20 protein-coding genes are annotated in these 25,558 nt (G+C 69.4%); 17 read left to right on the top strand and 3 right to left on the bottom strand.

Going from position 1 to position 25,558, the window contains the following annotated elements; genetic code table 11:
* Positions 1–81: 81 nt before the first annotated feature.
* From ACK4JY_RS11920 to ACK4JY_RS11860, 13 genes are read left to right on the top strand one after another with little or no spacing between them, the layout of a single operon-like run.
* Positions 82–783 carry a TorF family putative porin gene (locus ACK4JY_RS11920; RefSeq protein ID WP_409605961.1) on the top strand — a complete coding sequence of 234 codons (702 nt, stop codon included), beginning with the start codon at positions 82–84 and terminating at the stop codon, positions 781–783.
* 47 nt (positions 784–830) lie between these two features.
* A complete protein-coding gene (locus ACK4JY_RS11915; protein ID WP_409605959.1) occupies positions 831–2,747 on the top strand; it encodes a methyl-accepting chemotaxis protein in 1,917 nt (638 codons plus the stop codon).
* The gene (locus ACK4JY_RS11910) at positions 2,747–3,028 is read left to right on the top strand and encodes an STAS domain-containing protein (protein ID WP_409605957.1); all 282 of its coding nucleotides are present in this window, start codon (positions 2,747–2,749) and stop codon (positions 3,026–3,028) included. The genes ACK4JY_RS11915 and ACK4JY_RS11910 overlap by 1 nt, the downstream gene beginning before the upstream one ends.
* Positions 3,025–3,390 carry a response regulator gene (locus ACK4JY_RS11905; RefSeq protein ID WP_409605955.1) on the top strand — a complete coding sequence of 122 codons (366 nt, stop codon included), beginning with the start codon at positions 3,025–3,027 and terminating at the stop codon, positions 3,388–3,390. The genes ACK4JY_RS11910 and ACK4JY_RS11905 overlap by 4 nt, the downstream gene beginning before the upstream one ends.
* Positions 3,391–3,392: 2 nt before the next feature.
* A complete protein-coding gene (locus ACK4JY_RS11900; RefSeq protein WP_409605953.1) occupies positions 3,393–5,609 on the top strand; it encodes a chemotaxis protein CheA in 2,217 nt (738 codons plus the stop codon).
* A gap of 2 nt (positions 5,610–5,611) precedes the next feature.
* Positions 5,612–6,079: a chemotaxis protein CheW gene (locus ACK4JY_RS11895; protein ID WP_409605951.1), complete on the top strand. Its 468-nt coding sequence runs from the start codon at positions 5,612–5,614 to the stop codon at positions 6,077–6,079.
* Entirely contained in the window at positions 6,076–6,942 is an 867-nt protein-coding gene (locus ACK4JY_RS11890) for a CheR family methyltransferase (RefSeq protein WP_409605949.1), read from the top strand. The genes ACK4JY_RS11895 and ACK4JY_RS11890 overlap by 4 nt, the downstream gene beginning before the upstream one ends.
* Complete coding sequence (locus tag ACK4JY_RS11885) at positions 6,939–7,982, top strand: chemotaxis response regulator protein-glutamate methylesterase (RefSeq protein ID WP_409605947.1); 1,044 nt, start codon at positions 6,939–6,941, stop codon at positions 7,980–7,982. Before ACK4JY_RS11890 ends, ACK4JY_RS11885 begins: the two co-directional genes overlap by 4 nt.
* A 9-nt stretch (positions 7,983–7,991) precedes the next feature.
* Entirely contained in the window at positions 7,992–8,381 is a 390-nt protein-coding gene (locus tag ACK4JY_RS11880) for a response regulator (RefSeq protein ID WP_409605945.1), read from the top strand.
* Positions 8,378–8,923, top strand: coding sequence for a chemotaxis protein CheD (locus tag ACK4JY_RS11875; protein ID WP_409605943.1), 546 nt, complete (start codon positions 8,378–8,380; stop codon positions 8,921–8,923). Before ACK4JY_RS11880 ends, ACK4JY_RS11875 begins: the two co-directional genes overlap by 4 nt.
* Positions 8,923–9,273, top strand: a complete 351-nt coding sequence (locus tag ACK4JY_RS11870) for a hypothetical protein (RefSeq protein WP_409605941.1) — start codon at positions 8,923–8,925, stop codon at positions 9,271–9,273. The genes ACK4JY_RS11875 and ACK4JY_RS11870 overlap by 1 nt, the downstream gene beginning before the upstream one ends.
* A 4-nt stretch (positions 9,274–9,277) precedes the next feature.
* Positions 9,278–9,880: a response regulator gene (locus ACK4JY_RS11865; protein ID WP_409605939.1), complete on the top strand. Its 603-nt coding sequence runs from the start codon at positions 9,278–9,280 to the stop codon at positions 9,878–9,880.
* Positions 9,877–10,338 carry a chemotaxis protein CheE gene (locus ACK4JY_RS11860; RefSeq protein ID WP_409605937.1) on the top strand — a complete coding sequence of 154 codons (462 nt, stop codon included), beginning with the start codon at positions 9,877–9,879 and terminating at the stop codon, positions 10,336–10,338. The genes ACK4JY_RS11865 and ACK4JY_RS11860 overlap by 4 nt, the downstream gene beginning before the upstream one ends.
* A gap of 14 nt (positions 10,339–10,352) precedes the next feature.
* Here ACK4JY_RS11860 and ACK4JY_RS11855 read toward each other — a convergent pair whose 3' ends face one another.
* Entirely contained in the window at positions 10,353–11,144 is a 792-nt protein-coding gene (locus tag ACK4JY_RS11855) for a transglutaminase-like cysteine peptidase (RefSeq protein ID WP_409605935.1), read from the bottom strand.
* A gap of 390 nt (positions 11,145–11,534) precedes the next feature.
* Here ACK4JY_RS11855 and ACK4JY_RS11850 point away from each other — a divergent pair, with 390 nt between their 5' ends.
* Both ACK4JY_RS11850 and ACK4JY_RS11845 read left to right on the top strand, forming a co-directional pair.
* Positions 11,535–13,202 (top strand): ShlB/FhaC/HecB family hemolysin secretion/activation protein, encoded by a 1,668-nt coding sequence (locus ACK4JY_RS11850; RefSeq protein ID WP_409605933.1) that lies wholly within the window; start codon positions 11,535–11,537, stop codon positions 13,200–13,202.
* A gap of 52 nt (positions 13,203–13,254) precedes the next feature.
* Complete coding sequence (locus tag ACK4JY_RS11845; RefSeq protein WP_409605931.1) at positions 13,255–21,474, top strand: beta strand repeat-containing protein; 8,220 nt, start codon at positions 13,255–13,257, stop codon at positions 21,472–21,474.
* Between the two features lie 129 nt (positions 21,475–21,603).
* On the opposite strand, the gene ACK4JY_RS11840 is transcribed toward ACK4JY_RS11845, so the two are convergent.
* Complete coding sequence (locus tag ACK4JY_RS11840) at positions 21,604–22,518, bottom strand: AraC family transcriptional regulator N-terminal domain-containing protein (RefSeq protein ID WP_409605930.1); 915 nt, start codon at positions 22,516–22,518, stop codon at positions 21,604–21,606.
* 164 nt (positions 22,519–22,682) lie between these two features.
* On the opposite strand from ACK4JY_RS11840, the gene ACK4JY_RS11835 reads away from it, so the two are divergent.
* Together ACK4JY_RS11835 and ACK4JY_RS11830 are read left to right on the top strand one after the other, a co-directional pair.
* Entirely contained in the window at positions 22,683–23,609 is a 927-nt protein-coding gene (locus ACK4JY_RS11835; protein WP_409605928.1) for an SDR family oxidoreductase, read from the top strand.
* Positions 23,606–24,877 carry an MFS transporter gene (locus tag ACK4JY_RS11830; RefSeq protein ID WP_409605926.1) on the top strand — a complete coding sequence of 424 codons (1,272 nt, stop codon included), beginning with the start codon at positions 23,606–23,608 and terminating at the stop codon, positions 24,875–24,877. Before ACK4JY_RS11835 ends, ACK4JY_RS11830 begins: the two co-directional genes overlap by 4 nt.
* A 386-nt stretch (positions 24,878–25,263) precedes the next feature.
* Here the strand turns inward: ACK4JY_RS11830 and ACK4JY_RS11825 are convergent.
* Positions 25,264–25,558 (bottom strand): autotransporter domain-containing protein (locus ACK4JY_RS11825; protein ID WP_409605924.1); only part of this gene is annotated, 295 nt, incomplete at its 5' end.

Below are 25,558 nucleotides of genomic sequence, written 5' to 3'. Positions count from 1 at the left end.
CGTATTCTCCGGTTCAGGAATTATATTCAGCGTTCGATCAATACCCTGCGGATGAACTTCGCAGAGAGATCGATGCCCTCCATGTCCGCCCGCCTCCGTGACCAAATCCGCCGCCGCCTGACGCTCTTCGGCGGACTGGTCGCAGTCTGCCTCACCCCGACCCTCGCCCACGCCCAGTCGTTCAGCGGCCAGGTCGGTGTGGCCAGCGAATATGTCGGCAAGGGCGCTGGCAAGAGCGACGGAAATCCGAGCCTGTTCGGCTCGGTCGAGATCGAAAGCGGCGCCTTCTACGCCAGCGCCTTCGCCTCCAGTGCGGATCTGAGCTCGGGGGCCCACGCCGAGATCGTCACCGCCATCGGCTACAGGCCCGAGGTCGCCGGCTTCGAGTTCGACGTCTCGGTGGTCAACCGCGACCTGCCCGGCAGCAATCCTGGCTACGACGGAAATTATTGGGAATACCAGGCCGACGCGTCGCGCAAGCTGGGCCCGGTCAGCACCCGTCTGCGGGTGAACTACACCCCGGACGGCGCGGGCGGCACCCAGGAGGCCTGGTGGGTCGAGCTGCAGGGCGGCGTCGCCATCGACGGCAAGACGAAGTTCACCGCCGCCGTGGCCGACCGCTCGGCGGACGGTGGCGCTGAATACGTCGCCTGGAACGCCGGTGTGAAACGCAAGCTCACCGACAATCTCGCCCTCGACGTCCGCTGGTACGACACCGACGGACACAGCCTTGGCGAGCCCTATGAGGGCCGCCTGGTCGGCTCCATCGCCCTCTCGTTCTGATCATACTTCCGCTGCGCTCGCCCTCAGGCCTTCGAAGGAAACCTCCCGTGTTCACCAACCTCTCCGTCAGCCGCAAGCTCACCGTCGCCTTCGCGGCGGTGCTGCTCGCCATCGTCGCCATGGGCGGCGTCATCTTCTACAACCTTCAGGCGCTGGAGCGCGCCGGCGTCTTCCGCGCCGACGTCAACCAGGCGGTGCGGGACACCGCCCTGGCCGAGCTGAAGGTGGTGCGGCAGGAGAACAGCATGCGTGGCTATCTCCTCTCCGGCGACAGCTACTATCTCGAACGTCTCGACGTTCACCGGGCCGATTTCAAGAAGGCGCTGGCCGACCTGAAGAATGTCCCCGGCATGGACGCCGAGGCCGAGGTCGCGGTGGTCGAAGCCGCCGCGGACGAATGGTTCGAGAAGGTTGTCGTCGCCGGCAACGCCCTCGCCGCCAATCCGGAGACCCGGGCCCAGGCCGTGGCGATGGTCGGTCGCGACGGCTCGGCGGATGCCTATATCGGCAAGGTCGAGGAGTCGCTGGAAGCGATCAAGACCATCAACGCCCAACACATTGAGAAGGCGGTGCAGGCCCAGACCGGGGCCGCCCGCACGGCCCTGATCGCCCTGCTCATCGGCCTGATCGCCGCGACCATGATCGCGGTCAGCTCGGGCTGGATGCTGACCCGGGCCCTCGTTCGGCCGATCCAGAATTTGATCGGTGACATGAAGAAGCTGATGCAGGGCGACACCGCCATCGAAGTGCCCAGCGCCCAGCGCAAGGACGAGTTCGGCCAGTTCGGCGTCGCCGTCATCGCCTTCCGCGACGCCGCCGTGGACAAGCTGCGCGTGGAAGCCGAGGCCGTGGCCAGCCGCGAGGCGGCCGAGGCCGAGCGGGCCCGCAACCAGCGTCAGGCCGACGCCGCCGCCGAGGAGCAGGCGATCGTCGTCGAGGCGCTCGGCGAGGGTCTCGACCACCTGATGCGCGGCGACCTGACCTACACCCTGACCCAGTCCTTCCCCGCCGACTACGCCAAGCTGCAGGCCGACTTCAACGCCGCCATCGGCCAGCTGAAAGAGGCCATGTCGGTGGTCGCCGGCAACGTCTCGGCCATCCGCTCGGGCGCCGGCGAGATCGCTCAGGCCTCCGACGACCTGTCGCGCCGCACCGAACAGCAGGCGGCCAGCCTCGAGGAGACCGCCGCCGCGCTGGACGAGATCACCGCCACGGTGAACCGCACCGCCTCGGGCGCGCGTCAGGCCTCGGAGACGGTCCAGGCCGCCAAGGGCGACGCCGAGACCAGCGGCAATGTCGTGCGCGACGCCGTCGGGGCCATGGGCGCGATCGAGAAATCGGCCCAGGAGATCAGCCAGATCATCGGCGTGATCGACGAGATCGCCTTCCAGACCAATCTGCTGGCGCTCAACGCCGGGGTCGAGGCGGCCCGGGCCGGCGACGCCGGCCGCGGCTTCGCCGTGGTCGCCTCCGAGGTGCGGGCCCTGGCCCAGCGCTCGGCCGAGGCGGCCAAGGAGATCAAGGTGCTGATCTCGGCCTCGACCAGCCAGGTCAACGCCGGCGTCAGCCTGGTGGGTCAGACCGGCGAGGCGCTGCAACGCATCGTCAGCCGCGTCGCCGAGATCGACGGCCTGGTGTCGGAGATCGCCGCCTCGGCCCAGGAACAGGCCACCGGGCTCCAACAGGTCAACACCGCGGTCAACCAGATGGACCAGGTGACGCAGCAGAACGCGGCGATGGTCGAGCAATCGACCGCCGCCAGCCACTCGCTGTCGCAGGAGGCCGAGACCCTGGCCGGCTCGGTGTCGCGCTTCCAGATCGGGGTCGACGCCGGCGCCGCCCCGGTCCGCGCCGCCCCGCGCCCGGTCCACCGCACGGTCACCGCCATGAAGACGGTCGGCCGCGGCGGCGCCGCCCGCAAACCCGCCCCGGTCGCCGCCGAAGACGGCTGGGAAGAGTTCTGATGACCGCGGCGCTCACCCTGCCGGCCGTCCTGGACATCCAGTCGGCCGAGGCCCTGCGGGCCGAGCTGCTGGAGCACCGCGGCCAGCCCCTGGCGGTGGACGCGGCCGGGGTCGAGCGCCTCGGCGGTCTCTGCCTCCAGGTCCTGATGTCCGCCATGCGGACGTGGGCTGCGGACGGCCACGCCTTCGTGGTCAGTCCGGCGTCCGGGGCCTTCGTCGATCAATGGAACGCGTTCGGGGCGCCCGCGATGGCCGCCGGACCGTCGGGAGACTTCGCGTGATCAAGACAGTCCTGACCATCGACGACTCACGCACCATGCGGGACATGCTCCTGCTGGCGTTGGTCGAGGCGGGCTACCGGGTGATCCAGGCCGTCGACGGTGTCGATGGTCTCGAGACCCTGGCGGCAGAGGGCGCCGATGTCGTCATCACCGACATCAACATGCCGCGCCTCGACGGCTTCGGCTTCATCGAGGGCATGCGCGCCGATCCCAACCACCGCGCCACCCCTGTGCTGGTGCTGACGACCGAGAGCGACGCGGCCAAGAAGCAGCGCGCACGCGACGCCGGCGCCACCGGCTGGATCGTCAAGCCGTTCGATCCGGCCAAGCTCATCGAAGCCGTGCGGCGAGTGGCGGCCTGACCATGACAGACGATCCGTTCGAAGCGATCAAGGTCACCTTCTTCCAGGAGTGCGACGAACTGCTGGGCGATCTCGAGGCCGGTCTGCTGGCCATCGAGAGCGGCGAGGGCGATGACGAGACCGTCAACGCCGTGTTCCGCGCCGTTCATTCGGTGAAGGGCGGGGCCGGGGCCTTTGGCCTGGAAGACCTGGTCCGCTTCGCCCACGTCTTCGAAACCCTGATGGACGAGATCCGCTCGGGCCGGAAGCCGTGCGACGATCCCACGGTCAAGACCCTGCTGCGCGCGGCCGACCTGCTGGCCGACCATATCGCCGCCGCCCGCGGCCACGCGCCCCCCGTTGACGAGCCCCGCTCCGCCGCCCTGGTCGCCGAGCTCGAAATGCTGACTCACGGCGAGGCGAGCGCGCCCGCCGCCCCGGCCCCGGTCGCTGCGCCCGTCGTCGCGGCCGCCGCTACGGACGACGAAGACGACTTCGGCTTCCGTCCGATCGCCTTCGACATGTCCAGCCTCGAGGCGCCGTCGGCGCCGGTGGAGGCGGCGGGCGAGACCTGGCGGGTGGTCTTCCGTCCGCATGCCCGGATGTACGCCAACGCCAACGAGACCGGACTGCTGTTGCGCGAACTGTCGCGATTGGGTCCGATCACCGTCGCCCTCGACGATTCGGCCCTGCCCGGCCTCGACGATCTGGTCGCCGAGGAAAGCTATCTGACCTGGACCGTCGACATCGAGACCCCGGCGGGAGAGGCCGGCATTCGCGAAGTGTTCGACTTCGTCGAGTCCGATTGCGAACTGACCGTCTCGCCCGCCGCCGATGCGGACGACGCCGCCGCGCCGGAAGCCACGGACGATTTCGACATCGCCGCCCTGTTGGCCAAAGCCATGGTCGATCCGGCGGCCGCCGCCCCGGAACCCACCCCCGTGACGCCCGAGCCCGCCAGGATGGCGCCGGCCGCTCCCGCGGCGCCCGTCGCCGCAGCCCCCGCGCCCATCACTGCGCCGGCCACCCCGGCCTCCTCGGCGATCACCATCCGCGTCGACCTGGACCGTGTCGACCGGTTGATCAACGTCGTCGGCGAACTGGTCATCCAGCAGGCCATGCTGGCCCAGCGCGTGGTCGAAAGCGGGCTGGCCCGCTCCTCCGGCATCTCCGTCGGCCTCGAGGACCTCGAGCTGCTGACGCGCGAGATCCAGGACAGCGTCATGGCCATCCGGGCGCAGCCGGTGAAGTCGGTGTTCCAGCGCATGCCGCGTCTGGTCCGCGAAGTCGCCGAGATGACCGGCAAGCGCGTTCGCCTCGTCACCGAGGGCGAAGCGACCGAGGTCGACAAGACCGTCGTCGAACGCCTCGCCGAGCCGATCACCCACATGCTGCGCAATGCGATCGACCACGGCCTCGAAAGCCCCGACGATCGCGTCGCCGCCGGCAAGCCGGCGGAGGGCACGGTCCGGATGGTCGCGCTGCACCGTTCCGGCCGCATCGTCATCGAGATCAGCGACGACGGCCGCGGCATCAACCGCGACCGGGTGCGGGGCATCGCCGTCGACAAGGGCCTGATCGAGGCCGACGCCGTCCTGACCGACGAGGAGATCGACAACCTGATCTTCCTGCCCGGCTTCTCGACCGCCGAGACCATTTCCGACGTCTCGGGCCGCGGCGTGGGCATGGATGTGGTGCGCCGGTCGATCCAGGCCCTCGGCGGCCGGATCAGCATCGCCTCAACGCCCGGCAAGGGCTCGACCTTCACCCTCAGCCTGCCCCTGACCCTGGCCGTGCTGGACGGCATGGTGGTCAGCGCCGCCGACCAGACCCTGGTGGCGCCACTGACGGCGATCGTCGAAAGCCTGACGCCGCGGCCGCAGGACATTCACCATGTGGGCGGGCATGACGCCGTGATCCGCTTCCGCGAGGAGTTCGTCCCGCTGATCGACGTGGCCATGGTGATGGGCTTCCGCGCTGAACCCGCGGTCCCCGCCTCGGGCGTGGCCGTGGTCATCGAGACCGAGGCCGGCTTCCGCGCCGCCCTGCTGGTCGACGCCATCCAGGGCCAGCGCCAGGTCGTCATCAAGAGCCTCGAGACCAACTACCAGCAGGTCGAGGGCGTCGCCGCCGCCACCATCCTGGGTGACGGGCGGGTGGCCCTGATCCTCGACGTCGACGCCATCGTGGCCAACGCCCGCCGCCGCTCGGCGCGTCCTGAACTCAAACTCGCGAGCTGATCATGACCGACACCCTTTCCGCCGCCGCCGCGACCTCGCGCGAACTGATCGCCTTCCGCATCGGCGAGCAGGAGTTCTGCGTCGACATCATGTCGGTGCGCGAGATCCGCGGCTGGACCCCGGCCACCCCCCTGCCGCGCGCCCCGGGCTTCATGAAGGGGGTGATCAACCTGCGCGGCGCCGTGCTGCCGATCATCGACCTGGGCGCCCGCTTCGGCCTGCGCACCTCCGAGCCGACGGCGCGCCACGTCATCATGGTGGCGCGGATCGGCGACCGGACCGTCGGCCTGCTGGTCGACGCCGTGTCGGACATCATCCAGCTGACCGACGAACAGGTGCAGCCGACGCCCGACGTCGCCAGCGATCATGTGAAGACCTTCGTCAAGGGCATCTTCGCCCTCGACGGCCGCATGATCAGCCTGATCGAGCTGGACCGGATCGTCCCCGAGACCGAAGCCGAGGCCGCATGAGCTCCGCCGCCGGCCGCTCCTCCCTCGTCGAGGGCGAGTTCGTCTTCACCGCCGAGGACTTTCGCCACATCGCCGAAATCCTGCACAGCTACGCGGGCATTTCCCTGAACGAGGGCAAGGCCGCCCTGGTCTATTCGCGGCTGGCCAAGCGGCTGCGCGTGCTCGGACTGCGCAGCTTCCGGGACTATTGCGCTCTGGTCCAGGGCGTCGACGGCGTCGACGAGCGGCAGGTCATGACCGCCGCCCTGACCACCAATGTCACCCGGTTCTACCGCGAGCCGCACCATTTCGATCATCTGCGCGACGAGGTCATGCCGGCCCTGATCGAGCGGGCCCGGGCCGGCGGGCGGGTGCGCCTGTGGTCGGCCGCCTGTTCGAACGGGCAGGAGCCCTATTCGATGGCCATGACGGTGCTGTCGGTCCTGCCCGAGGCGGCCGATCTGGATGTGCGCATCCTCGCCACCGACATCGATCCCAACATGGTCGCCGAGGGCGCCGCCGGCGTCTATACGGCCGAGGCGCTCGAGGCCGCGCCGGCCCTGCTGCGCCATCGCTTCTTCGACAAGGCCCCGGGCCACGGCGCCGACCGGCTCAGCGCCGGCCCGCTGCTGCGGCGGCTGGTGTCGTTCAAGGAGCTGAATCTGATCGGCGACTGGCCGATGCGCGGCAAGTTCGACGTCATCTTCTGCCGCAACGTCGTGATCTATTTCGACGACGCCACCCAGGAGCGGGTGTGGAGCCGCTTCACGCCGCTGATGACGCCCGGCGCCACCCTCTACATCGGCCATTCGGAACGGGTCACCGGCCCGGCTGTCAAACAACTGCAGACCAGCGGCCTGACCACCTACAGGCTGGCGTCATGACGGTCCGCGTTCTCGTCGTCGACGACTCCCCCACGATGCGCGGCCTGATCACCGCCGCCCTGCGCCGCGATCCGGAGATCGAGGTCATCGGCTCGGCCGCCGACCCGCTGGAAGCGCGCGAGGCGATCAAGCGGCTGAACCCGGACGTCATCACGCTCGACATCGAGATGCCCAATATGAACGGGCTGGAGTTCCTCGAGAAGATCATGCGCCTGCGGCCGATGCCGGTGGTGATGGTCTCGACCCTGACCCAGGCGGGCGCCGGCATCACCCTCGCCGCGTTGGAGCTCGGCGCCGTGGACGCCGTCGGCAAGCCCTCGGCCGGGGTCACCGCCATGGAGGCTTTCGCCGATCTCGCCGCCAAGGTGAAGGTCGCCGCCCGCTCGCGCGTCCGCGCCGGCGGCGCCGCGCCGACCGCGCGGCCCGACGCCGACTATCGCGCCAACAAGGATCTGGTGCTGGCCATCGGCGCCTCGACCGGCGGCGTCGAGGCCCTGCTGACGATCCTGTCGTCCTTCCCGGCCGACTGCCCGGCGACGGTCGTGACCCAGCACATGCCCGCCACCTTCACCAGCAGCTTCGCCGCGCGACTGAACAAGTCCTCGGCGGCGACGGTCGAGGAGGCCTCGGACGGCGCGCCATTGACCCCCGGCCATATCTACATCGCGCCGGGGGGCGAGGCGCATCTGGAAGTCTCGGGGACCACGCCGCGGTGCCGGCTGGTCAAGTCCGACACCGTCAGCGGCCACCGCCCGTCCGTCGACGTCCTGTTCCGCTCGGTGGCCCGCCTGCGCCGGCCGACAGCGGGCCTGATCCTCACCGGCATGGGCCGTGACGGGGCCCAGGGCCTGCTGGAAATCCGCCAGGCCGGCGGGCGCACCCTCGGCCAGGACGAGTCCAGCTGCGTCGTCTACGGCATGCCCAAGGCCGCCTTCGAGATCGGCGCCGTCGAGCGCCAGCTGCCCCTGAACCGTCTGTCCGCCGCCATTCTCGACGTCTGCGCCGACCACCCGCGCGACGCCGTCCCTGTATCAGTCTGAGGATTACGCATGCCCGCCGCCTCCGCCATCCACACCCTCATCGTTGATGACCAGGCCTCCATGCGCTCGCTCGTTCGCACCAGCCTGCAACAGCTGGGCTTCCGCGAATTCCGCGAGGCGGCGGACGGCGAGGCGGGTCTGCGCCAGCTGATCGCCCAGCCCGCCCACCTGATCATCTCCGACTTCAACATGCCGAATCTCGACGGTCTGGGTCTGCTGCGCGCGGTTCGCGCCCACCCGCCGATCGCCGGCGCCGCCTTCATCATGCTGACCGGCCGCGCCGACCGCGAGCTGGTGGCGCGCGCGGTCCAGTTCGGGGTCAACAACTATCTGGTCAAGCCGTTCACCGTCGCCCAGCTGAAAGAGAAGGTCGAAACGGTCTTCGGCGTCCTGACATGACGGCGGCCGTGCGGGAATCGCCCGTCACCCATCGTGTCCATGTCGGTCAGGGCGAGCACTATGTGACCCGCGACCCGGGGATCATGCTGACCACCATTCTGGGCAGCTGCGTCGCCATGTGCCTGCGCGACCCGGTCGCGGGGGTCGGCGGCATGAATCACTTCCTGCTTCCGGAAGGTTCCGGGCCCGGTCCGGACGCGGGGCGCCGCTACGGCGCCTACGCCATGGAGGTGCTGATCAACGACTGCCTCAAACAGGGCGCGCGCCGCGACCGGATGGAGGCCAAGCTGTTCGGCGGCGGCCGGATGTTCAACTCGCTGCAGGACGTCGGTCTGGCCAATGCCGACTTCGCCGAACGCTTCCTGCGCGACGAGGGGATCGCCCTGGTGGGCGGCAGCCTGCGGGGATCCGGGGGACGCCGCGTGCAGTACTGGCCGGTCACCGGCCGGGCGCTGCAGCGTCCGGTCACCGATCACAGCCCGACGCCCCCGCTCGTCCCCCCGGTCATCGCGCCCGACGCCGGCGCCGTGGAGCTGTTCTGATGAGCCCGTCGCAAACCCGCGCCCTGTTCTCGGGTCTTTCGACCGAACTGGCGGCCATGATGGAGACGGTGGACGGCCTGACCGACCTCGTCACCGAGCACGCCCGCCTGACCCCGCCGGATCTTCGCTCGGGCGTGCTGGTCAAGGCCCAGGCGATCGACGACCTGCACCAGACGCTGGACGCGCTGCGGGCCCTGTCCGGAGCCCTGTCGAGCGGGGCGCCGGTCGAGGACGCGCTCGCCGACCTCCCCCTCGCGGCCCTCGCCGGGCGGCTGCAGTCGGCGGTCACCCCGACGCTCACACGTCTGACGCCGGCCACGCAGTCCGGCGACTTCGTGCTGTTCGAGTGAGCCGATGGCCCGCGCTTCCCGCCAGTCCGATCGGGTCAATCTGGAGCAGGTCTCGGTCCTTCTGATCGACGACAACCCCCAGGCGCTCGATATCCTGAGCTCGGTCTGCCAGGGCTTCGGCGTGAAAGAACAGATTCGTTGCAACTCCGCGCTCGAGGCCACCGAGATCATCAAGCGGAGGCCGGTCGACCTGATCCTGGTCGACTGCGCCATGCCCGAGATGGACGGCTATGATTTCATTCACTGGCTGCGCCGGGAATCGCCGGCGGCGACGCGGCGGATTCCCGTCGTCATGTTGACCAGCCACGCCGCCGCCTCGCGGATAAACAAGAGCCGGGATTGCGGCGCCAGTTTCGTCGTCACCAAGCCGCTGACCCCCACCGTCCTGCTGCAGCGAATCGTCTGGCTGTCGACCGACGAGCGCGAGTTCATCGAATCGGAGTCCTATGTCGGGCCGGATCGCCGGGTTCGGAACATGGGGCCGCCGCTCAATGTCCCCGGCCGCCGCAGCGGCGATCTTTCAACGCACGTCGGCGCCGCCGTGGAGGCCAATATGGATCAGTCGGATATCGACAGCATGTTCAAGCCGCGGCGGGTGGCCCTGTGATCGTCGTTCGAAAGACGGGCGCACGCAGCACCCTGGCCAGCAAGATGGCCCGGCCGGGCGGGCGCACCGTCGCGGAGGCGGTCCAGGCGGCCGAGGCGGGTCTGGACAGCCACCGCGAAGAAGGCATGCGGTCCCTTGCGGTGATCCTCGGCCAGCTGGAAGCGGTCTGCGCGGCCCGTGAAGAGGGCGCCGGGCCGCGGGTCTATGAACTGGCCTCGGCCTTCGCCGACATGGCCGGCTTCTTCGACACCGGCCCGCTCTACGCGGCCGCCTTCAGCCTGTGCGAAACCAGCGACCGGATGATCACCGGCGCCTGCTGGCGGTGGCCCGCGGTCGAGGTCCATGTCCATGCCTTGCGGCTGATCCTCGCCGCCGGCTGCCAGCCCACCGAAGAGTCGCGCCTCCTGCTGGGAGGCCTTGCCTCGGTCGTCGCCCGACTGCCGAAACAGACCGGCTAGCGCCGCGTCCGGCCTTACCCCGCCGCCCGCCGGCTGCGCGGCGTGATCTTCAACACCAGGGTGCGGCCGCCGTCGACGATGCGCGCCCGGGCCGGGGAGCGCTGCCGGCTCTCCGCCATGTCCGGCAGACGGGCCCCGCTCCCGTTGACGTGATAGATCAGGCGGTAGCGCTCGCTGTCGTCGGCCAGGCGCACCGGTCTGGCGGTCTTGTTGTCGAGGATCCAGGTGTCGCCGCCGGCGCGGACCAGCAGCACCGCGTGCTCCTCGAGGTCCCGCCGATCCCATACTATGGCGATCCGCATGGCGTCGTCGCGAACGCCGAGCTCGCGCAGGGCGAAATATTTTGTCAGGGCGAAGCCTTCGCAGTCGCCGCCGCGCGTAAACATCTCCTCGGGCGTCTCCCAGTAGTCCGCCACGCCCCAGTTGCGGCTGTCAGCGACGTACGGCAGAGCGTTCACCGCCCGGTCCACCGCCATCATCCGGTCGATGGTGGAGCCCCCCCGGGCGACGTCCACCGCTTTTTGAAAGTCGCGGCGGGTGCAGGCTGCGCGCACCTTGGCCGGCCGAATATCCTTGCCGGACTTTGGCGGCGGCGCGTTCTTGCAGGCTTTCGTCAGCTTGGCGGGGGCCGGGACGGCGCGCTGGCTGGCGCGGGCCTGAACGTCGGTCCAGCGCGGCGTCTGCTCCCGGCTCAGGTGACCCCCGGCCGCGTGGGCGAAGGCCTGCTCCAGATCGTCCGCGGTCGCGGCCCCGGCGATTCCAAGCGCCAGGGTCGCAGCCGCGACGGCGGCATAGCGGGTCCACATCTGCTGAGCCTCTCAAGTCGATTGCTTGAGAAGGCTACGCCCCGAGCCCTGAAAACTCGGAAAATGACAGTGGTTAAATATCCATCAATGCAGTATTGAGTAGAGCATATTATGTAAACCTTAATAACCAGATGTGGGTATTTTGGTCTGAGCTTGAAGAAGGGTGTCGTATGTCTCGAGATGTTCAATGATGACATTGGTTTCTGATACATTTACAGGTCATCGGTTGCTTGATGTGGGCCCACTCGCCTAAACAGATGTGTATTAACGGCGTTCGGCGATTCTCGATTTTCGACTCGCGTTATTTCGATTTACCTGATTATGGTGCGCCGCAATTTGGCGTTCCGCGAGACGGAGCGTGGCTTTCGTCGTTCGGGGGAATCGATGGGCGTGTGGAAGACACTGGGTGTGGCGGCGGTGGTCGTCGCGACGGCGGCCATCTCGACGGCGGCGCAGGCGCAGCAAACGCCGGTTGATCCGGGGCGCGTCGATGAGCGCCTGCGCGCCCGGCCGGAGGCGCCCAGCGTCCTTCCGGTCGATGTTCCGAACCTGCCCCAGCAGCAGCCGGCGCCCCAGAGCGACCTGCGCGTAACCCTCACGGATGTAGTCTTCGAGGGCGCTTCGGCCGTTCCGATGGCGGATCTGGAAGCCTTGGCCGCACCCTACATCGGTCGCGACATGGCGCTGGCCGAGGTCTTCCGCCTCGCCGAAGAGGTCACAGCCGAATACCGGCGCCGGGGTTACGTCCTGTCGCGCGCCGTGGTCGGCCCGCAGCGCATCGAAACTGGCGTCGTCACCATCCAGATCCTGGAAGGCTACGTCGCCGAGGTGAACATCCAGGGGGAGGCTGGCGGCTACCGGCCGTTCCTCGACAGCTATATGGCGCCGGTTCTGGCCGGTCGCCCCACGTCCGGTGACGCCCTGTCCCGCGCCCTGTTGCTGGCCCGGGACCTGCGCGGCGTCGATGTGCGCGCCGTCGTCGCGCCTTCACCGACCATGCCCGCCGCCGCCGACATCAGCCTGGTTGTCCAGCGCAATCCGGTCGAGGCCTTTCTGGCGCTGGACAACCGCGGCTCGCGCTGGCTCGGTCCGTGGCAGGCCTACGCCGGCTTTACGTTCAACGACGCGCTGGGGCTGGGCGAGCGCCTTTCGCTGACAGCGGTCGTGGCCCCGGAAGACGGCGAACTGGGCTTCCTGTCCCTGAACTATGAGCAGCCGGTCGGCGCTTCCGGCCTCCGCGTCAACGCCTTCGCCAGCTATGCGGCGACCGAGCCCGGCGACGAACTGGCGATCCTCGGGGTGCACGGTGAAAGCACCACCCTTGGCTTTGGCCTGACCTATCCGCTGATCCGCAGCCGGGCGTCGAATCTGCTGTTCCGCGCCAACTTCACCGCGCGAGACTCCGAATCCAGCAACGCCTTCATCGACCCGCTCTTCGACGACAGCATTCGCAGCCTGTCCGCCGAGCTGTTCGGCAACCATGCCGACACCTGGGGCGGCGTCACCACCTGGCAGTTGGGCGTGACCCAGGGGCTCGGCGGTTTCGGGGCCACCGAAGACGGCGACCCTGACAAGTCGCGCTTCACCGGCACGGCCGAGGCGAAACGGCTCAACATCGAATTCAGCCGGCTCCAGCCGCTGGCCGCGGGGCTCTATCTTCAGGTCGCCGCCGCCGCCCAGTTCAGCCCCGACAGCCTTCTCGCCTCCGAGGAGTTCGGCCTCGGCGGCGCGGCCTTCGCCCGCGCCTTCGACCCGTCCGAAGTCACCGGGGACGAGGGCGTCGCCGGCAAGGTGGAGCTGTTCTACACCCTGACGCCGCAGGCCTTCGGTTCGATCGAGCCCTATGCCTTCTATGAGGCGGGCGAGGTGCGCCAGAACGCGCCCCTTCCCGGCGAGGACGTGAGCGAGAGCCTCGAGTCCGCCGGTTTCGGCGTCCGCCTCGGCCTCGGCCAGCGCTACGCCGCCGCCCTCGAATACGCCAAGCCGCTGAACCGTGACGTCGCCGCCGAGGGGGACCGCGAAGCGCGAGTCTTCTTCACCCTGACCGCCGCCTTCTGAGACTGATGACCGAAAAGCGCGGGGCCCCCGGCCTCGTGGCTGGAGATGAGTGATGACCAAGCGCAAAATGACCGTCACCAAAGTCGCCCGGGCCCGCACGTCCGGGGTCCGAAACGCCCTGATGCTGTCCGCCGGGGCGCTCGCCCTGGTCGCGGCGGCGCCCGCGCTGGCGCAGGTGCCGGGCGTCGACGCCCTGCCGGGCGGCGGACAGATCGTCGGCGGAACCGGGACCATCCATGACCCGGCCGGCAATCACCTCCAGATCGATCAGGCCAGCGACCGTCTGCTCATCAACTGGGACAGTTTCGATATCGGCCAGAACGCCTCGGTCGACTTCGCCCAGCAGAACGGTCCCCAGTCGATCGCCGTCAACCGGGTGACCGGCTCGGGCGCGGCGCCCTCGCTGATCTTCGGCCAACTGAGCGCCGACGGCACGGTGGTCGTCATCAACGGCAATGGCGTCGTCTTCGGCGGCACGGCCAATGTCGACGTCGGCCGCCTCGTCGCCACCACCTCCGACGTGAGCGACGCGGAGTTTATGAGCGGCGGCGACCTGCGCTTCTCGGGCCTGTCGTCCGACACCGGCGCCGTCTCCATCCTCTCGGGCGCCAACATCACCGTGGCCGATGCTGGCCTGGCCGCCTTCGTGGCCCCCCGGGTGTCGAATGCGGGCGTCATCACGGCGCGGGGCGGGCGGGTCGTCCTCGCCAGCGGCGTCGACTACACCCTCGACCTCGCCGGCGACGGCCTGATCGAATTCTCCCTCGGCGCGGACTCGCCGCTGGTCACCCAGGCCGGCGAGATTCTCGCCCGCGGCGGCCTGGTCCAGATCTCCGCGGCCGCGGCGGCGGGCCTGATCAGCGACGTGATCAACGTCTCGGGCGAGATCACCGTGACCTCCATCGACCTCGACCACGGCGTGATCGTCCTGTCGGCCGGCGAGGGCGACGGCGGCGGAATCAACGTCTCGTCGGAACTGGCCATTTCCGGCGACATCGAGGTCGAGGGTCGCCGCATCCATGGCGCCGGCGACATCGAGGTCAACGACGGCGCCCTGGTCCAGAGCGTCAACGCCGGCGGCGCCGACACCACGGGCGAAACTCTGATCGCCGACGCGCTCGGCGTCATCGGCGACGTCGACGGCGGCACGACGGTCAATCTCGGGCACGGATTATACGCCGCCGGCGCCAGTGTCGCCGCCTCGAACGTCACGATTGACGGTGGCGGAGTGGCGACCATCGGGGTCGACGGCACGCCGCTGGCGGGTCTGACCATCGGCGGCGACAACGTGACGGTACGCAACCTGGCGATCGACGGCCCCGTGTCGGGCGATCATCGTGAGATCGATTGGGCCGCGGAACTCAGCACTGTCGGCATTGTGGTCAGCAACGGCGCCGAGAACGCCACGATCACGGACAATGAAATCACCAACATCCGCACCGGAATCCGCCTGCATGGCGGCGGAAACGCGGGCGCGGAAGTGGCCGGGAACTACATCGAGAACACCAAGGGCGCCATCTTGGTCCAGTACACGGACGGAGCGGGGCTCGACATTCTCGGCAACACCCAGGGTCCGCTGGGCAACGAGTGGGGCATCGTCCTCAACCTGAACACAGGCGCCCCGCTCGCCCAGCACGCCTCAGCCGGGGCCCAGTCCAACATCATGGCGTTGAGCGACGGCAACAACGGCATGGCGGTGCTGGATCGCGCCTATGCCTGGTCCAATCGCAGCCATGTCTCCGTCGACGACGACAGCAGCGTCACGCCGGCGGATGACTTCAACTACGGCAACGGCCTCGGCAACGAACGTCAGGCGTTGCACACGGTGCAGGCCGGCGTCATCGCCGTGGCCGCCGGCGGGCATGTCAACATCCGGGCCGGCGACTACGCCGGTCTGGTCTCCATCGACAAGAGCGTGACGCTGAGCGGCGCGGGCGTCGACGGGACCCACCTGACCGGCGGGATCAGCCTCAGCAACACGGCCTTCTCCGACCTGACGCTCAAGGACTTCACCCTGAGCGGCGACGGCGGCGGCAACGCCCTGGTCCGCAATGGCCGGGTCACCAACCTCACCGTCGACGGCGTGCGCTTCGACGGCGGGAACGTCGCCGGTCGCCACGGCTTCGCCGGCGGCCAGTTCGGCGGGGCCATCTCGATCACCAACTCCGAATTCCTCGACATCCGCGGCTGGTCGGCGTTCGACACCAGCACGGGCGGAACCGCCACGGCGATCACCAGCGTGGTCTTCTCCGGCAACGTGCTGGACGGCACGGTCGGACACGTCACCTTCCGCCAGGCGACGCCGACGGCCCATGTCCTGATCAGCGACAACATCGTCGGCAACGTCGGCGACACGACCGACCTGTCCAGCGGCATCTTCAAGGTGTTCGGCGCGGCGACGGTCGACTTCATCGGCAACCAGATCACCGGCATCGGCGCCAGCCCGACCAAGTTGACCGCCGGGGTCAACGACGGCGCGGCCCTGCTGGTGCGCGGCGTCGGCACGCTGAACATCACCGACAACCGCTTCACCGACAACCAGCAGGCCCTCCTGGTGGGAGCGGGCAACGCCCTGCCGACCGTCACCAACATCACCGGCAACACCTTCACCAACAACGCCCGGGACCTCTTCCTCCCGGCCAGCGCGGGCGGGACGATCAATTTCGGCGCGGGCAATGATTTCATCAGCGGCGCCGATACAGTGGCGCACCTGACCTGGGTCGGCGCGACCGCGCTGGACATGACCGGCGTCATGTTCAACGGCGAGCTCGGTTCGGCCATGAGCGACGCCGAGCTGTTCGCCCTCGAAGCCCGCATCCATCACGGCGTCGACCAGACCGGCGTCGGCCGGGTCAGCGTCGTCGACGGCCACCTGTTCGTCACCCAAGGTTCGGGCGTCGACGCCGCCCTTCGCGCCCTGGCGCTGGCGGACTCGGGCGACACCCTCAACCTGTCGGCCGGCACGCACACCCTGACCAACACCCTGTTCATCCAGGATGACAGCATCACCGTGGCGGGACAGGGGCAGGGTCAGACCATCCTCGACGCCTCGGGCCACGGCGCCTATGGCGTCCGGGTGCACGGCGACGACGTGTCCCTGAGCGGCTTCACGCTGAACGGGTCCGCCGCCGCGACCAACGCCAGCTACGGCGTCAAGGTCGAGGCCGCCTCCGGCACGGGCGCGTCGGGCCGCAACACCGGCTTCAGCATCGCCGACGTGACGATCAACGGTTCGCGCAAGACCGGCCTCGATCTGAACAGCGTGCTGGACGTGCTGATCGACGGCGTCACCGTCAGCGGCGTGATCGCCGGCAACGGCATCGCCATCACCGACAGCGCCGGCGTCACGATCCGCGACACCAGTACCTCGGGCAACGCCTGGGGCGGTCTGGCCCTGTATCAGCGCAACAATTTCAGCGACCAGCAGCTGACCGACATCACGGTCGAGGCCAGCAACAGCTTCGGCGAGGTCAACGGCGTCTATCTGCAGCAATACGCCTCGGCGCTTCACCAGGCCGACGACCTGACCATCGAAGGCTTCGACTTCGTGGTTCAGAACGGCCAGCAGGACGGCGGCGCGACGTCCTACGCCTGGTTCCAGAAGACGCAGCAGGGCGCCATCGACTTCGCCGTCAATGTCGCCAACACCAACGCCAGCATCGTCAACGGCTGGAGCGGCAGCGACGCCACCGGAACCTTCACCGTCGGCATCGGAAACCTGAACGGCGGCGGCACGCGCGCCATGTCCATCGCCGGGGCGGTGAACGCGGCGGGTGACGGCGACACCGTGCGGGTGCTCGGCGGGACCTATGCGCTCAGCTCCACCCTGAACATCGACCAGTCGCTGTCCCTGATCGGCGCCGGCCAGGGCCAGACCCTGATCGACGGCTCGGCCGTCAATAGCTACGGCATGCTGGTCAACGCCGATGACGTGTCCCTGTCCGGCTTCACCTTCCAGGGCAACAACTCCACCAGCAGCGGCCACTATGGCGTCAAGGTCCAGCCCGACACGGGCGCGGCCGGCGACCGGGTGCTCGACTTCGCCCTCTCGGACGTGACCATCCGGGGCTGGGGCGGCAGCGAGCTGGATCTGAACGGCGTCATCCGCGCGACCATCACCAATGTGACGGTCGACGGCCAGGGCACCAAGGGCGTCGGCGTCGGCATCACCGACAGCGCCGATGTGACGCTCAGCGGCGTCACCACCATCAACAACCTGTGGGGCGCGGTGGCGCTGTACCAAACGAACCGCTTCTACGATCAGCAGCTGACCGACATCCATATCGACGCCGGCGACAACAGCTTCGGCGAACTGCTGGGCGTCTTCGCCCAGAGCTATTCGGGCATCGGCCTCGAGATCGGCGACCTGTACCTGACCGGCTTCGACTTCACCGTCGTCAATCCCGATCACCGCGCCGACGGCGACGACTACACCTTCTTCCGCACCAGCCTCGACGACGCGATCGACTTCGCCGTCAACCTCAATCCGACCGAGTCCGACGCCAGCCTTGTCCAGGGCTTCGACGGCTCGGACGGCACCGGCCACTACTATGTCGGTGTCGGCGAGCTGATCGGCGGCGGGACCCAGGCCCTGTCGATCCAGACGGCCTTCGACGGCTCAACCACCGACGACACGGTTCACATCGCCGCCGGCGACTACGCCGAGACCCTGACCCTGAACGGCCGTCGCGCGGTGCAGTTCGACGCGGTCGGCGTCGACGGCCTGACGATCGCGGCCGGCGCCGGCGGCTCCTCGCTGGCCGGCGACCTGACGGCCGGCGCGGGCGGACTGGCCTTCGCCGCCGCCGTCGTTCTGGCCGGCGACCTGGGCCTGACCACCACCGACGGCGGGGTTATTGATCTGGCCCTCGTCGACGGCGCGACCGTCGGCGGCCAGTCGCTGACCCTCGTCGGCTCGGGCGACGTCACCCTGCAGGCGATCGGATCCGTCACGGGTCTGGCCTCGCTCGACGTGACGGGCGTCTCGATCACTTCGGCCGCTGCCGCCACCACGGGCGCCCAGCGGTTCAGCGCGGACGACATCCGCCTGGCCGGCGACTACCAGGCCGGCGACGCCTTCACGGCCAATGGCGCGGTCGAACTGACCGGGGACGTCTCGATCTCCGGCGCCGCTCTCGAGGTCGCCCTTGGAACCGTGGATGGCGCCCAGGACCTGTCGATCAATGCCGACAGCGTCAGTCTGGCGCGGGTTGGTGGAACCACGGCGCTGGGCGACCTGAGCATCGTCTCTGCCGCTATCCTGACGGCCGGAGCGACCACCACGGGCGACCAGACCTACAGCGGTCCCGTCACCCTGAACGGCGCTTTTCAGGCCGCCGGCTTCTCGGCCGACGCGGCGCGGCTAGGCGGCGACGTCTCGATCGCCGCGACCGATGCGAACCTCGGCGGCGTGGACGGCGCCCACGCCCTCGATATCGACGCCGACACCGTCAGCCTCGGCGCCACGGGCGCTGCCACGGCCCTGGCGTCATTGACGCTCGCGGCGTCCTCCATCGACATGGTCGAGGGCGCCGTCGTCTCCGGCGCGGCCTCCCTGACCGGCGCGGCCAACCTTGGCGGCGCGTTCGAGGCCGGCTCGCTGAACGCCGGCGCGGTCCGGTTGGCGGATGACCTCTCCATCGACGCCGACGGCGCGGTGACCCTCGGCGCGATCGACGGTGGACACGGTCTGGTCGTCAACGGCGGCGCGGTGATCCTCGGCGCGGTCGGTTCGACCGACGCCCTGACCTCGCTGGACGTCACGGGAACGACGATCCGTACCGTCGGTGCGACGACGACCGGGGGGCAGAGCTATCTCGGCGCCCTGACGCTGGCCGGGGCCTATGCCGCCTCCAACGTCGTGACGAGCGGCGCCACAACCCTGACCGGCGACACCGCGATCGGCGCCACCGGGGGAGTCGCCCTCGGCGCCGTCGATGGCGCCCATGACCTGTCGATCGACGCCGCCAACGTCAGCCTGGCGCGGGTTGGTGGAACCACGGCGCTGGGCGACCTGAGCATCGTCTCCGCCGCCATCCTGACGGCCGGAGCGACCACCACGGGCGACCAGACCTACGGCGGTCCCATCACCCTGAACGGCGCCTATCAGGCCGCCGGCTTCTCGGCCGACGCGGCGCGGCTCGGCGGCGACGTTTCGATCGCCGCGACCGGTGCGAACCTCGGCGGCGTCGACGGCGCCCACGCCCTCGACATCGACGCCGACACCGTCAGCCTCGGCGCCACGGGCGCCACGACGGCCCTGGCGTCACTGACGGTCGAGGCGTCCGCCATCGACATGGTCGACGGCGTCGTCGTCTCCGGCGCGATGTCCCTGACGGGCGCGGCGAACCTCGGCGGCGTGTTCGAGGTCGACTCGATGAACGCCGGCGCGGTCCGGCTGGCCGATGACCTGTCCATCGACGCCGACGGCGCGGTGACCCTCGGCGCGATCGACGGCGGACACGGTCTGGTCGTCAACGGCGGCGCGGTGATCCTCGGCGCGGTCGGTTCGACCGACGCCCTGACCCGCCTCGAGGGGACGGGAACCACGATCGTCACCGCCGGCGCGGCGACGACCGGAGTGCAGAGCTATCTCGGCGCCCTGACGCTGGCCGGGGCCTATGCGGCCTCCGACTTCTGGGCGACCGGGCCCGCGACCCTGGCCGGCGACGCGGCGATCGGGACCAGCGGCGACACGACCCTGGCGTCGGTCAATGGCGGTCATGACCTCTCGATCGACGCCGGCGGTCTCGCCACCCTCGGAGCGGTGGGCGCGACGGCCGCGCTCGACAGCCTGTCGGTCACCGGAGCCAGCATCCGCACCAACGGAGCCGTCACCACCGGCGGTCAGACCTACAGCGGCGCCGTCAACTTCGCGGGCGACTATCGCCTGACCGGCGCGGGTGACTTCAACGCCGCCGGAGTCGCGACCCTGACCGGGGACACCCTGATCGACACAGCGGACGGCGACATCCTGCTGGGTTCGGTCAATGGCGCCACGGCCGGGGGGCAATCCCTGACCCTCGATGCCGGCGGTGGCGACGCGACCGTGGGTGACTTCGGCGCCCAGGTCCGCCTGGGGGCCGTGTCGGTCCACGCCGCCCGGACCGTGCTGCAGGGTAGTGTCTATGCCGGCGACAGCCTCCGCTTCACCGGAGACCAAGGAGCCACCGTCCGTCTGACGCGGGCCTCCACCACCTTCGACACCACCCGGTCACCCAATGCGGCCGGCGACATCACCATCCAGCCGCATCTGATCGGCACGACATCGGGCGGGCAGGGCGTCTTCTTCATCGCCGGCAATGGACTGTCGTCCGGGGCGAGCGGCGACATCACCCTTGGCGATGCCGGGACCGACGCCGTGCGTCTGGGCGTCATGACGGTGACCGGCGACAATTTCTCGGCCGCGACCGTCAAGGTGGCCGACGACTACACCGCGCTGCTCGCCGGGGATCAGGTCTTCACCGACCAGACGCTCGACACCCGGGGCGACGTGGTGATGACCATCGGCGGCGACGAATCCGGTTCGATCGTTGCCCTCGGCTCGGTCTTCATCGATGCGGGCGGGTCGTCCACCGGCAGTCTGACCGCCGGCGGTCCGGTCAACGCCAGCTATGGCGCGGGATCGGATCGCGTCATCATCGGCGGCGGCCCGGTCAACCTGTCTTCGACCGGCGGCGTGATCGGCGGCTCCATCACCAGTGGCGGCGCGGTCAACGTCAGCGGCGGCAGTACGGTGTCGACCATCATCGTGGCCCAGGGCAATGTGGACATCACGACGAATGGCTCGATCACCTCGAACGTCACCACGCCGGATACCGTCACGCTTGACGCCGGTCAGTTGGTCCAGGTGACGGTCGACGCCGGTTCCGTCGTGGTCAACGCGCCGGGCGGAACGGTCGAGGGGGTCTTCACCGACATCAGCACGCCGGGCAACGGCACCTTCCTCGTCAACGGAGAGGCGGTCGTCGGCGACGGCGCCGCCACGGCCCGCCAGATCCTGACGGACAGCTTCCTCGCCCCGATCGGCGGCGTCGTGGGTCCGAACGGCCAGATCGAACTGCCGGTGGGCCTGGCGATCGCGCTGATCGCCCCGGCCGGCGAGGGGGCCGGGCAACGTCGCCCGATCATCGTCAACGACATCGAGCGTCTCGGCGAGCTGCTCCGCCTCGGCTACACCGCCATCGTGGTGCAGATCGAGGAGGGCGACGAGCCGGCGTTCGAACAGGAGCTGGACCTGGCCCAGGGCGAAGACGCGAGCGCCGCGGGCTAAGCCCATGGCCGGAGGCCGGTCGGCGAATATCGTCGACCGGCGCCGCCCTCTCCATCGCCGTTGCGCTGGCGAGGTCCGGCGACCTTGAGCTTGGGACACGCGACGTCCCGGGGCGGTCTCGAATCTGACCTAGACCGCTTCAGCCAGGGCTCCGGACAAGCTCGCGCGGGCGCGCCGCGTCTCCCTGAACGGCGGGGCGCCGAACATCCGGGCGTACTCGCGACTGAACTGGGACACGCTCTCGTAGCCCACCGAGAAGGCGGCCGAGCCGGCCCGTTCCCCTTCGGTCAGCATGCGCCGCCGGGCTTCCAGAAGTCGAAGGTGCTTCTGGTACTGCAGGGGCGACATCGAGGTCAGGGCCTTGAAATGCTGGTGAAAGGCCGACGGGCTCATGCCCGCGAGACCCGCCAGGGCGGCGACGCTGAGCGGCTCGTCGAAGTTTTCGCGCAGGTGGTGGATGGCCACGGCGATGCGCCGGGGCGGTCCCTCGGGCAGGACCATCCGCGCGACATTGGCGGCTGCCCGGCCGGTCATCAGCCAGTAGGTGATCTCGCGCATTACCCCCGGATAGAGGATCTCGACAGCCTCGGGTTGCTCGACCAGTTCGATCAGACGGATCATGGCCGCGCCGATCCGTTCGTCCACCGCCTCGACCACCAGGCCGAGGCCGGCGGGGCCGTTGGGACGGGTGGTCTTGTCCATGCGGGTGACCACGTCGAGAATGATGTCGGGATCGAGCGCGAGGGTCGCGCCGATGAAGGGCTTTTCCGGCGTCGCGTCGATGATCTCGCTGAGCACAGGCACCTCCACCGTGATGACCAGCGACTGCATGTGGCCATAGGTCAGGGTGCTGTCGCCGACCATCACCCGCTTGGCCGCCTGGGCGATCAGGCACAGCGACGGGCGATAGGTCATGTGCCGGGGCGGCACGCAGCCATGGGTGCGGATCAGCCGCAGCCCCGGCACCGGGGTCTCGATGCCGCCGTTCTCCACGCCTTGCCGGTCGAGGATTCCGGCGATGGCGTCGGTCAGTCGGCTGGTCATCGAAACCTCCATTGCATGACCCAAAGGGCTACGCCCTTGCGGCCAGCCCGACAAGACGAGCTGGAGTTTTAGGCAAGAAACGCGGGGCATCGGACATTCGCTTTCCCGACGCATCGCCCAAGCTGAGGGTCTCGACCGACCGCCCTGAAACCGGAACCCCCGCCATGACCCGTTGGACCGCCGCAGACATTCCCCCGCAGAAGGGCAAGACCGCCGTCGTGACCGGCTCGGCCGGTCTCGGCTTCGAGACCGCCCGCGAGCTGGCTCGCGCCGGGGCCCAGGTGATCGTCGCCAGCCGCAATCCCGCGACGGGCGCCGAGGCCATCGCCCGCATCAAGGCGGAAATTCCAGAGGCCGTCATCCGCTTCGAGACGGTCGATCTCGGCAGTCTCGCGTCGGTCTCGGCCCTGGCCGCCCGACTGCGCGGTCAGACCGACGCGCTGGACCTGCTGGTCAACAATGCGGGTGTCATGACGCCGCCTCACCGGATGGAGACGGCGGATGGCTTCGAACTTCAGTTCGGCACCAACCATCTGGCCCACTTTGCCCTGACGGGGCTCCTGTTGCCGCTGCTGGTGAACGCGGGACAGGCGCGGGTCGTGACCCTGTCGAGCATCGCGGCGCGCGGCGGCAGGATCGACTTTGCGGACCTGCAGGCACAGAAGACCTATCGCCCGATGCCCGCCTACGCCCAGTCCAAATTGGCGTGCCTGATGTTCGGGCTTGAGCTTCACCGACGCAGCCTCGCCAGCGGCTGGGGCCTGACCAGCATCCCCGTCCATCCCGGCATCTCGCGCACGGGACTGCTGTACAATACCCCAGGCGGCCCCAGCCGCGTGCGTCGCGCGATGCGCGCGATGCTGTGGTTCCTGTTCCAGCCCGTCCCCCAGGGCGCCCTGCCCAGCCTGTTCGCCGCCACGGCGCCCGAGGCCGAGGGTGGCGACTACTACGGCCCGGATGGCAGGGCCGAGTTGAGCGGATATCCCGCCGGGGCTCGCATACCGTCGCCGGCGACGGACGAGGCCGCCTGCCGGCGCCTGTGGGAGGTGTCGGAGGCTCTGACCGGGGTTCGTTTCGAGGCCGGCCGATGACCGCCGTCGATACCGCCCCGGCCGCCTATGCGACCGGCTGGAGGCTCTGGGCCCTGCTGGCGGCCTTGCTTCTGGTCAGCGCCATCAGCCAGATCGATCGCATCCTGCCCTTCATCCTGGCCGAGGCGATCAAGACCGACCTGGGGCTGAGCGACACGCAGATCGGCCTGCTGACGGGCGCCGCCTTCGCGGTCTGCTACACCCTCCTGTCCCTGCCCCTGGCGCGTCTGTCCGATCGGGGATCGCCCCGGCTTGTGCTGCTGGGGTGCCTGCTCGTCTGGAGCACCATGACGGCGTTGGGCGGACTGGCGGCCAGTTTCGTCGTCCTGGCCCTGACACGCTTCGGCGTGGCCTTCGGCGAGGCCGGCGGCATGCCGGCGGGTCACGCCCTGATCGCCCGCCAGGTGCGGCCCGAACGGCGCGGCCTGGCGCTCGGCCTCTTCTCCATGGGCATTCCGCTGGGCACGATGGTGGGTTTCGCCGCCGGCGGGGCGATGGCCGACACGGTGGGCTGGCGCACGGCCCTGGTCGGAGCGGGCGCGCTCGGCGGCCTGGCCTTCCTGCTGGCTGCGCTCGTCATCCGGCCGACGCCGCCCCGGCCACGGACCGGGGCCGATCGCACGCCCTTCGTCCGCGAGGCCCTGCGCCTGCTGTCGGCGCCGGGTTTCCGCTGGCTGTTCGTCGCTGCGCTGGCGATCGGCTTCGCCTCGGCCCCCTTCTACGCCTTCTCCGCCCCTTTTCTGATCCGCACCCATGGCTTCACGGCAGGCGAGGTCGGCCTGTCCTTCGGCCTGATGCAGGGCGGGCTGGGGGTGATCGGCGCCCTTCTGGGCGGTCGTGGCTTCGACCGGGCCGTTCGCTCGGGTCGGGGCCGTATCATCGGCCTGCCGGGCTGGTTGTTCCTGATCTCGGCCGTCACGACCGCTGCGGCCCTGTTCGCGCCGACCGGATGGATGTCGATCGTCCTGTTCGTGCCGACGATGTTCTCCTTTGCCCTCCTCCTGCCCTGGGCCTTCGGCGCGGCGCACCTGGTGGCGGGTCCCGGCAAACAGGCCATGGCCACCAGCCTGATGATGATCGGCTCGGGCCTCGTCGGTCCGGCGCTAGGCCCCGTCATCGTCGGCGCCGTCAGCGATGCGGCGGCCGTCAACGGTCTCGGCAACACCCTCGGCCTCGGCCTGCTGATCGTACCGGTCGCCAGCGCCCTGGCCGGCATCGCCACCCTGATCGCCAACAACCGCATCGCCGCTGTCCTGCGGACCCGCTGACCGCTTCCGACCCGGGGAACAAGGGGGAGGGCGGTTCATCCGCCTTCGCGAACGGCGGCGTCTTGTGACCGTTTGGCGGGGCAAACCTGGCCGTCACCACCACGACCTGAGGTCGACCAGGTCGAAGATTTGTAGCCCGGTGAAATATCGTTTCGAGTCGGGATATTACGAAGTTTCGACTGTAGAACCGATGCGCAGACCGCGTCTGTGGCTCCTCGGGTTACAGGTCGCACAAAGGACCTGACGCCATGTCTGACCGGCGCCATTGGCGGACACTGGCCGCAACCATGGAACCAGACGTTCCAGCTCACGGGTCAGCGCTCGCGCACCCCCCTCGACTGGGCGGGCCTCCGGCGGCGTGCCGGAGGCCCGTGGGCTTTCCTGTCCTAGAACCTCCAGTTCAGCGTCGCGGCCAGGGTGTTGGCGTTGAGGTCCGGGGCGAGCTGGGCTGACCAGTCGACGATGAGGCTGAGACGGTCCTTGAGGTCCAGATCGAGGCCCAGCCCGGCCACCACGGCGTCCCCGGTCACGGGCAGGCCATGGACGGTGAAGGCGGGGGTGGGGCTGGCGGCGAAGGCGTGTCGGCCGTCGCCGGCCCTGTCGTCCCAGGCGTGACGCCAGCCCAGCCGGCCCGACAGGACGGCGGTGCGGCCTGCTCCCTGATCGAAGGCCCGGCCCATG

The organism is Brevundimonas sp., assembly GCF_046295595.1.
GTDB lineage: Bacteria > Pseudomonadota > Alphaproteobacteria > Caulobacterales > Caulobacteraceae > Brevundimonas.
The sequence above is the reverse complement of the archived record's forward strand: the minus strand, read 5'-3'. Positions and strand labels throughout refer to the sequence as shown.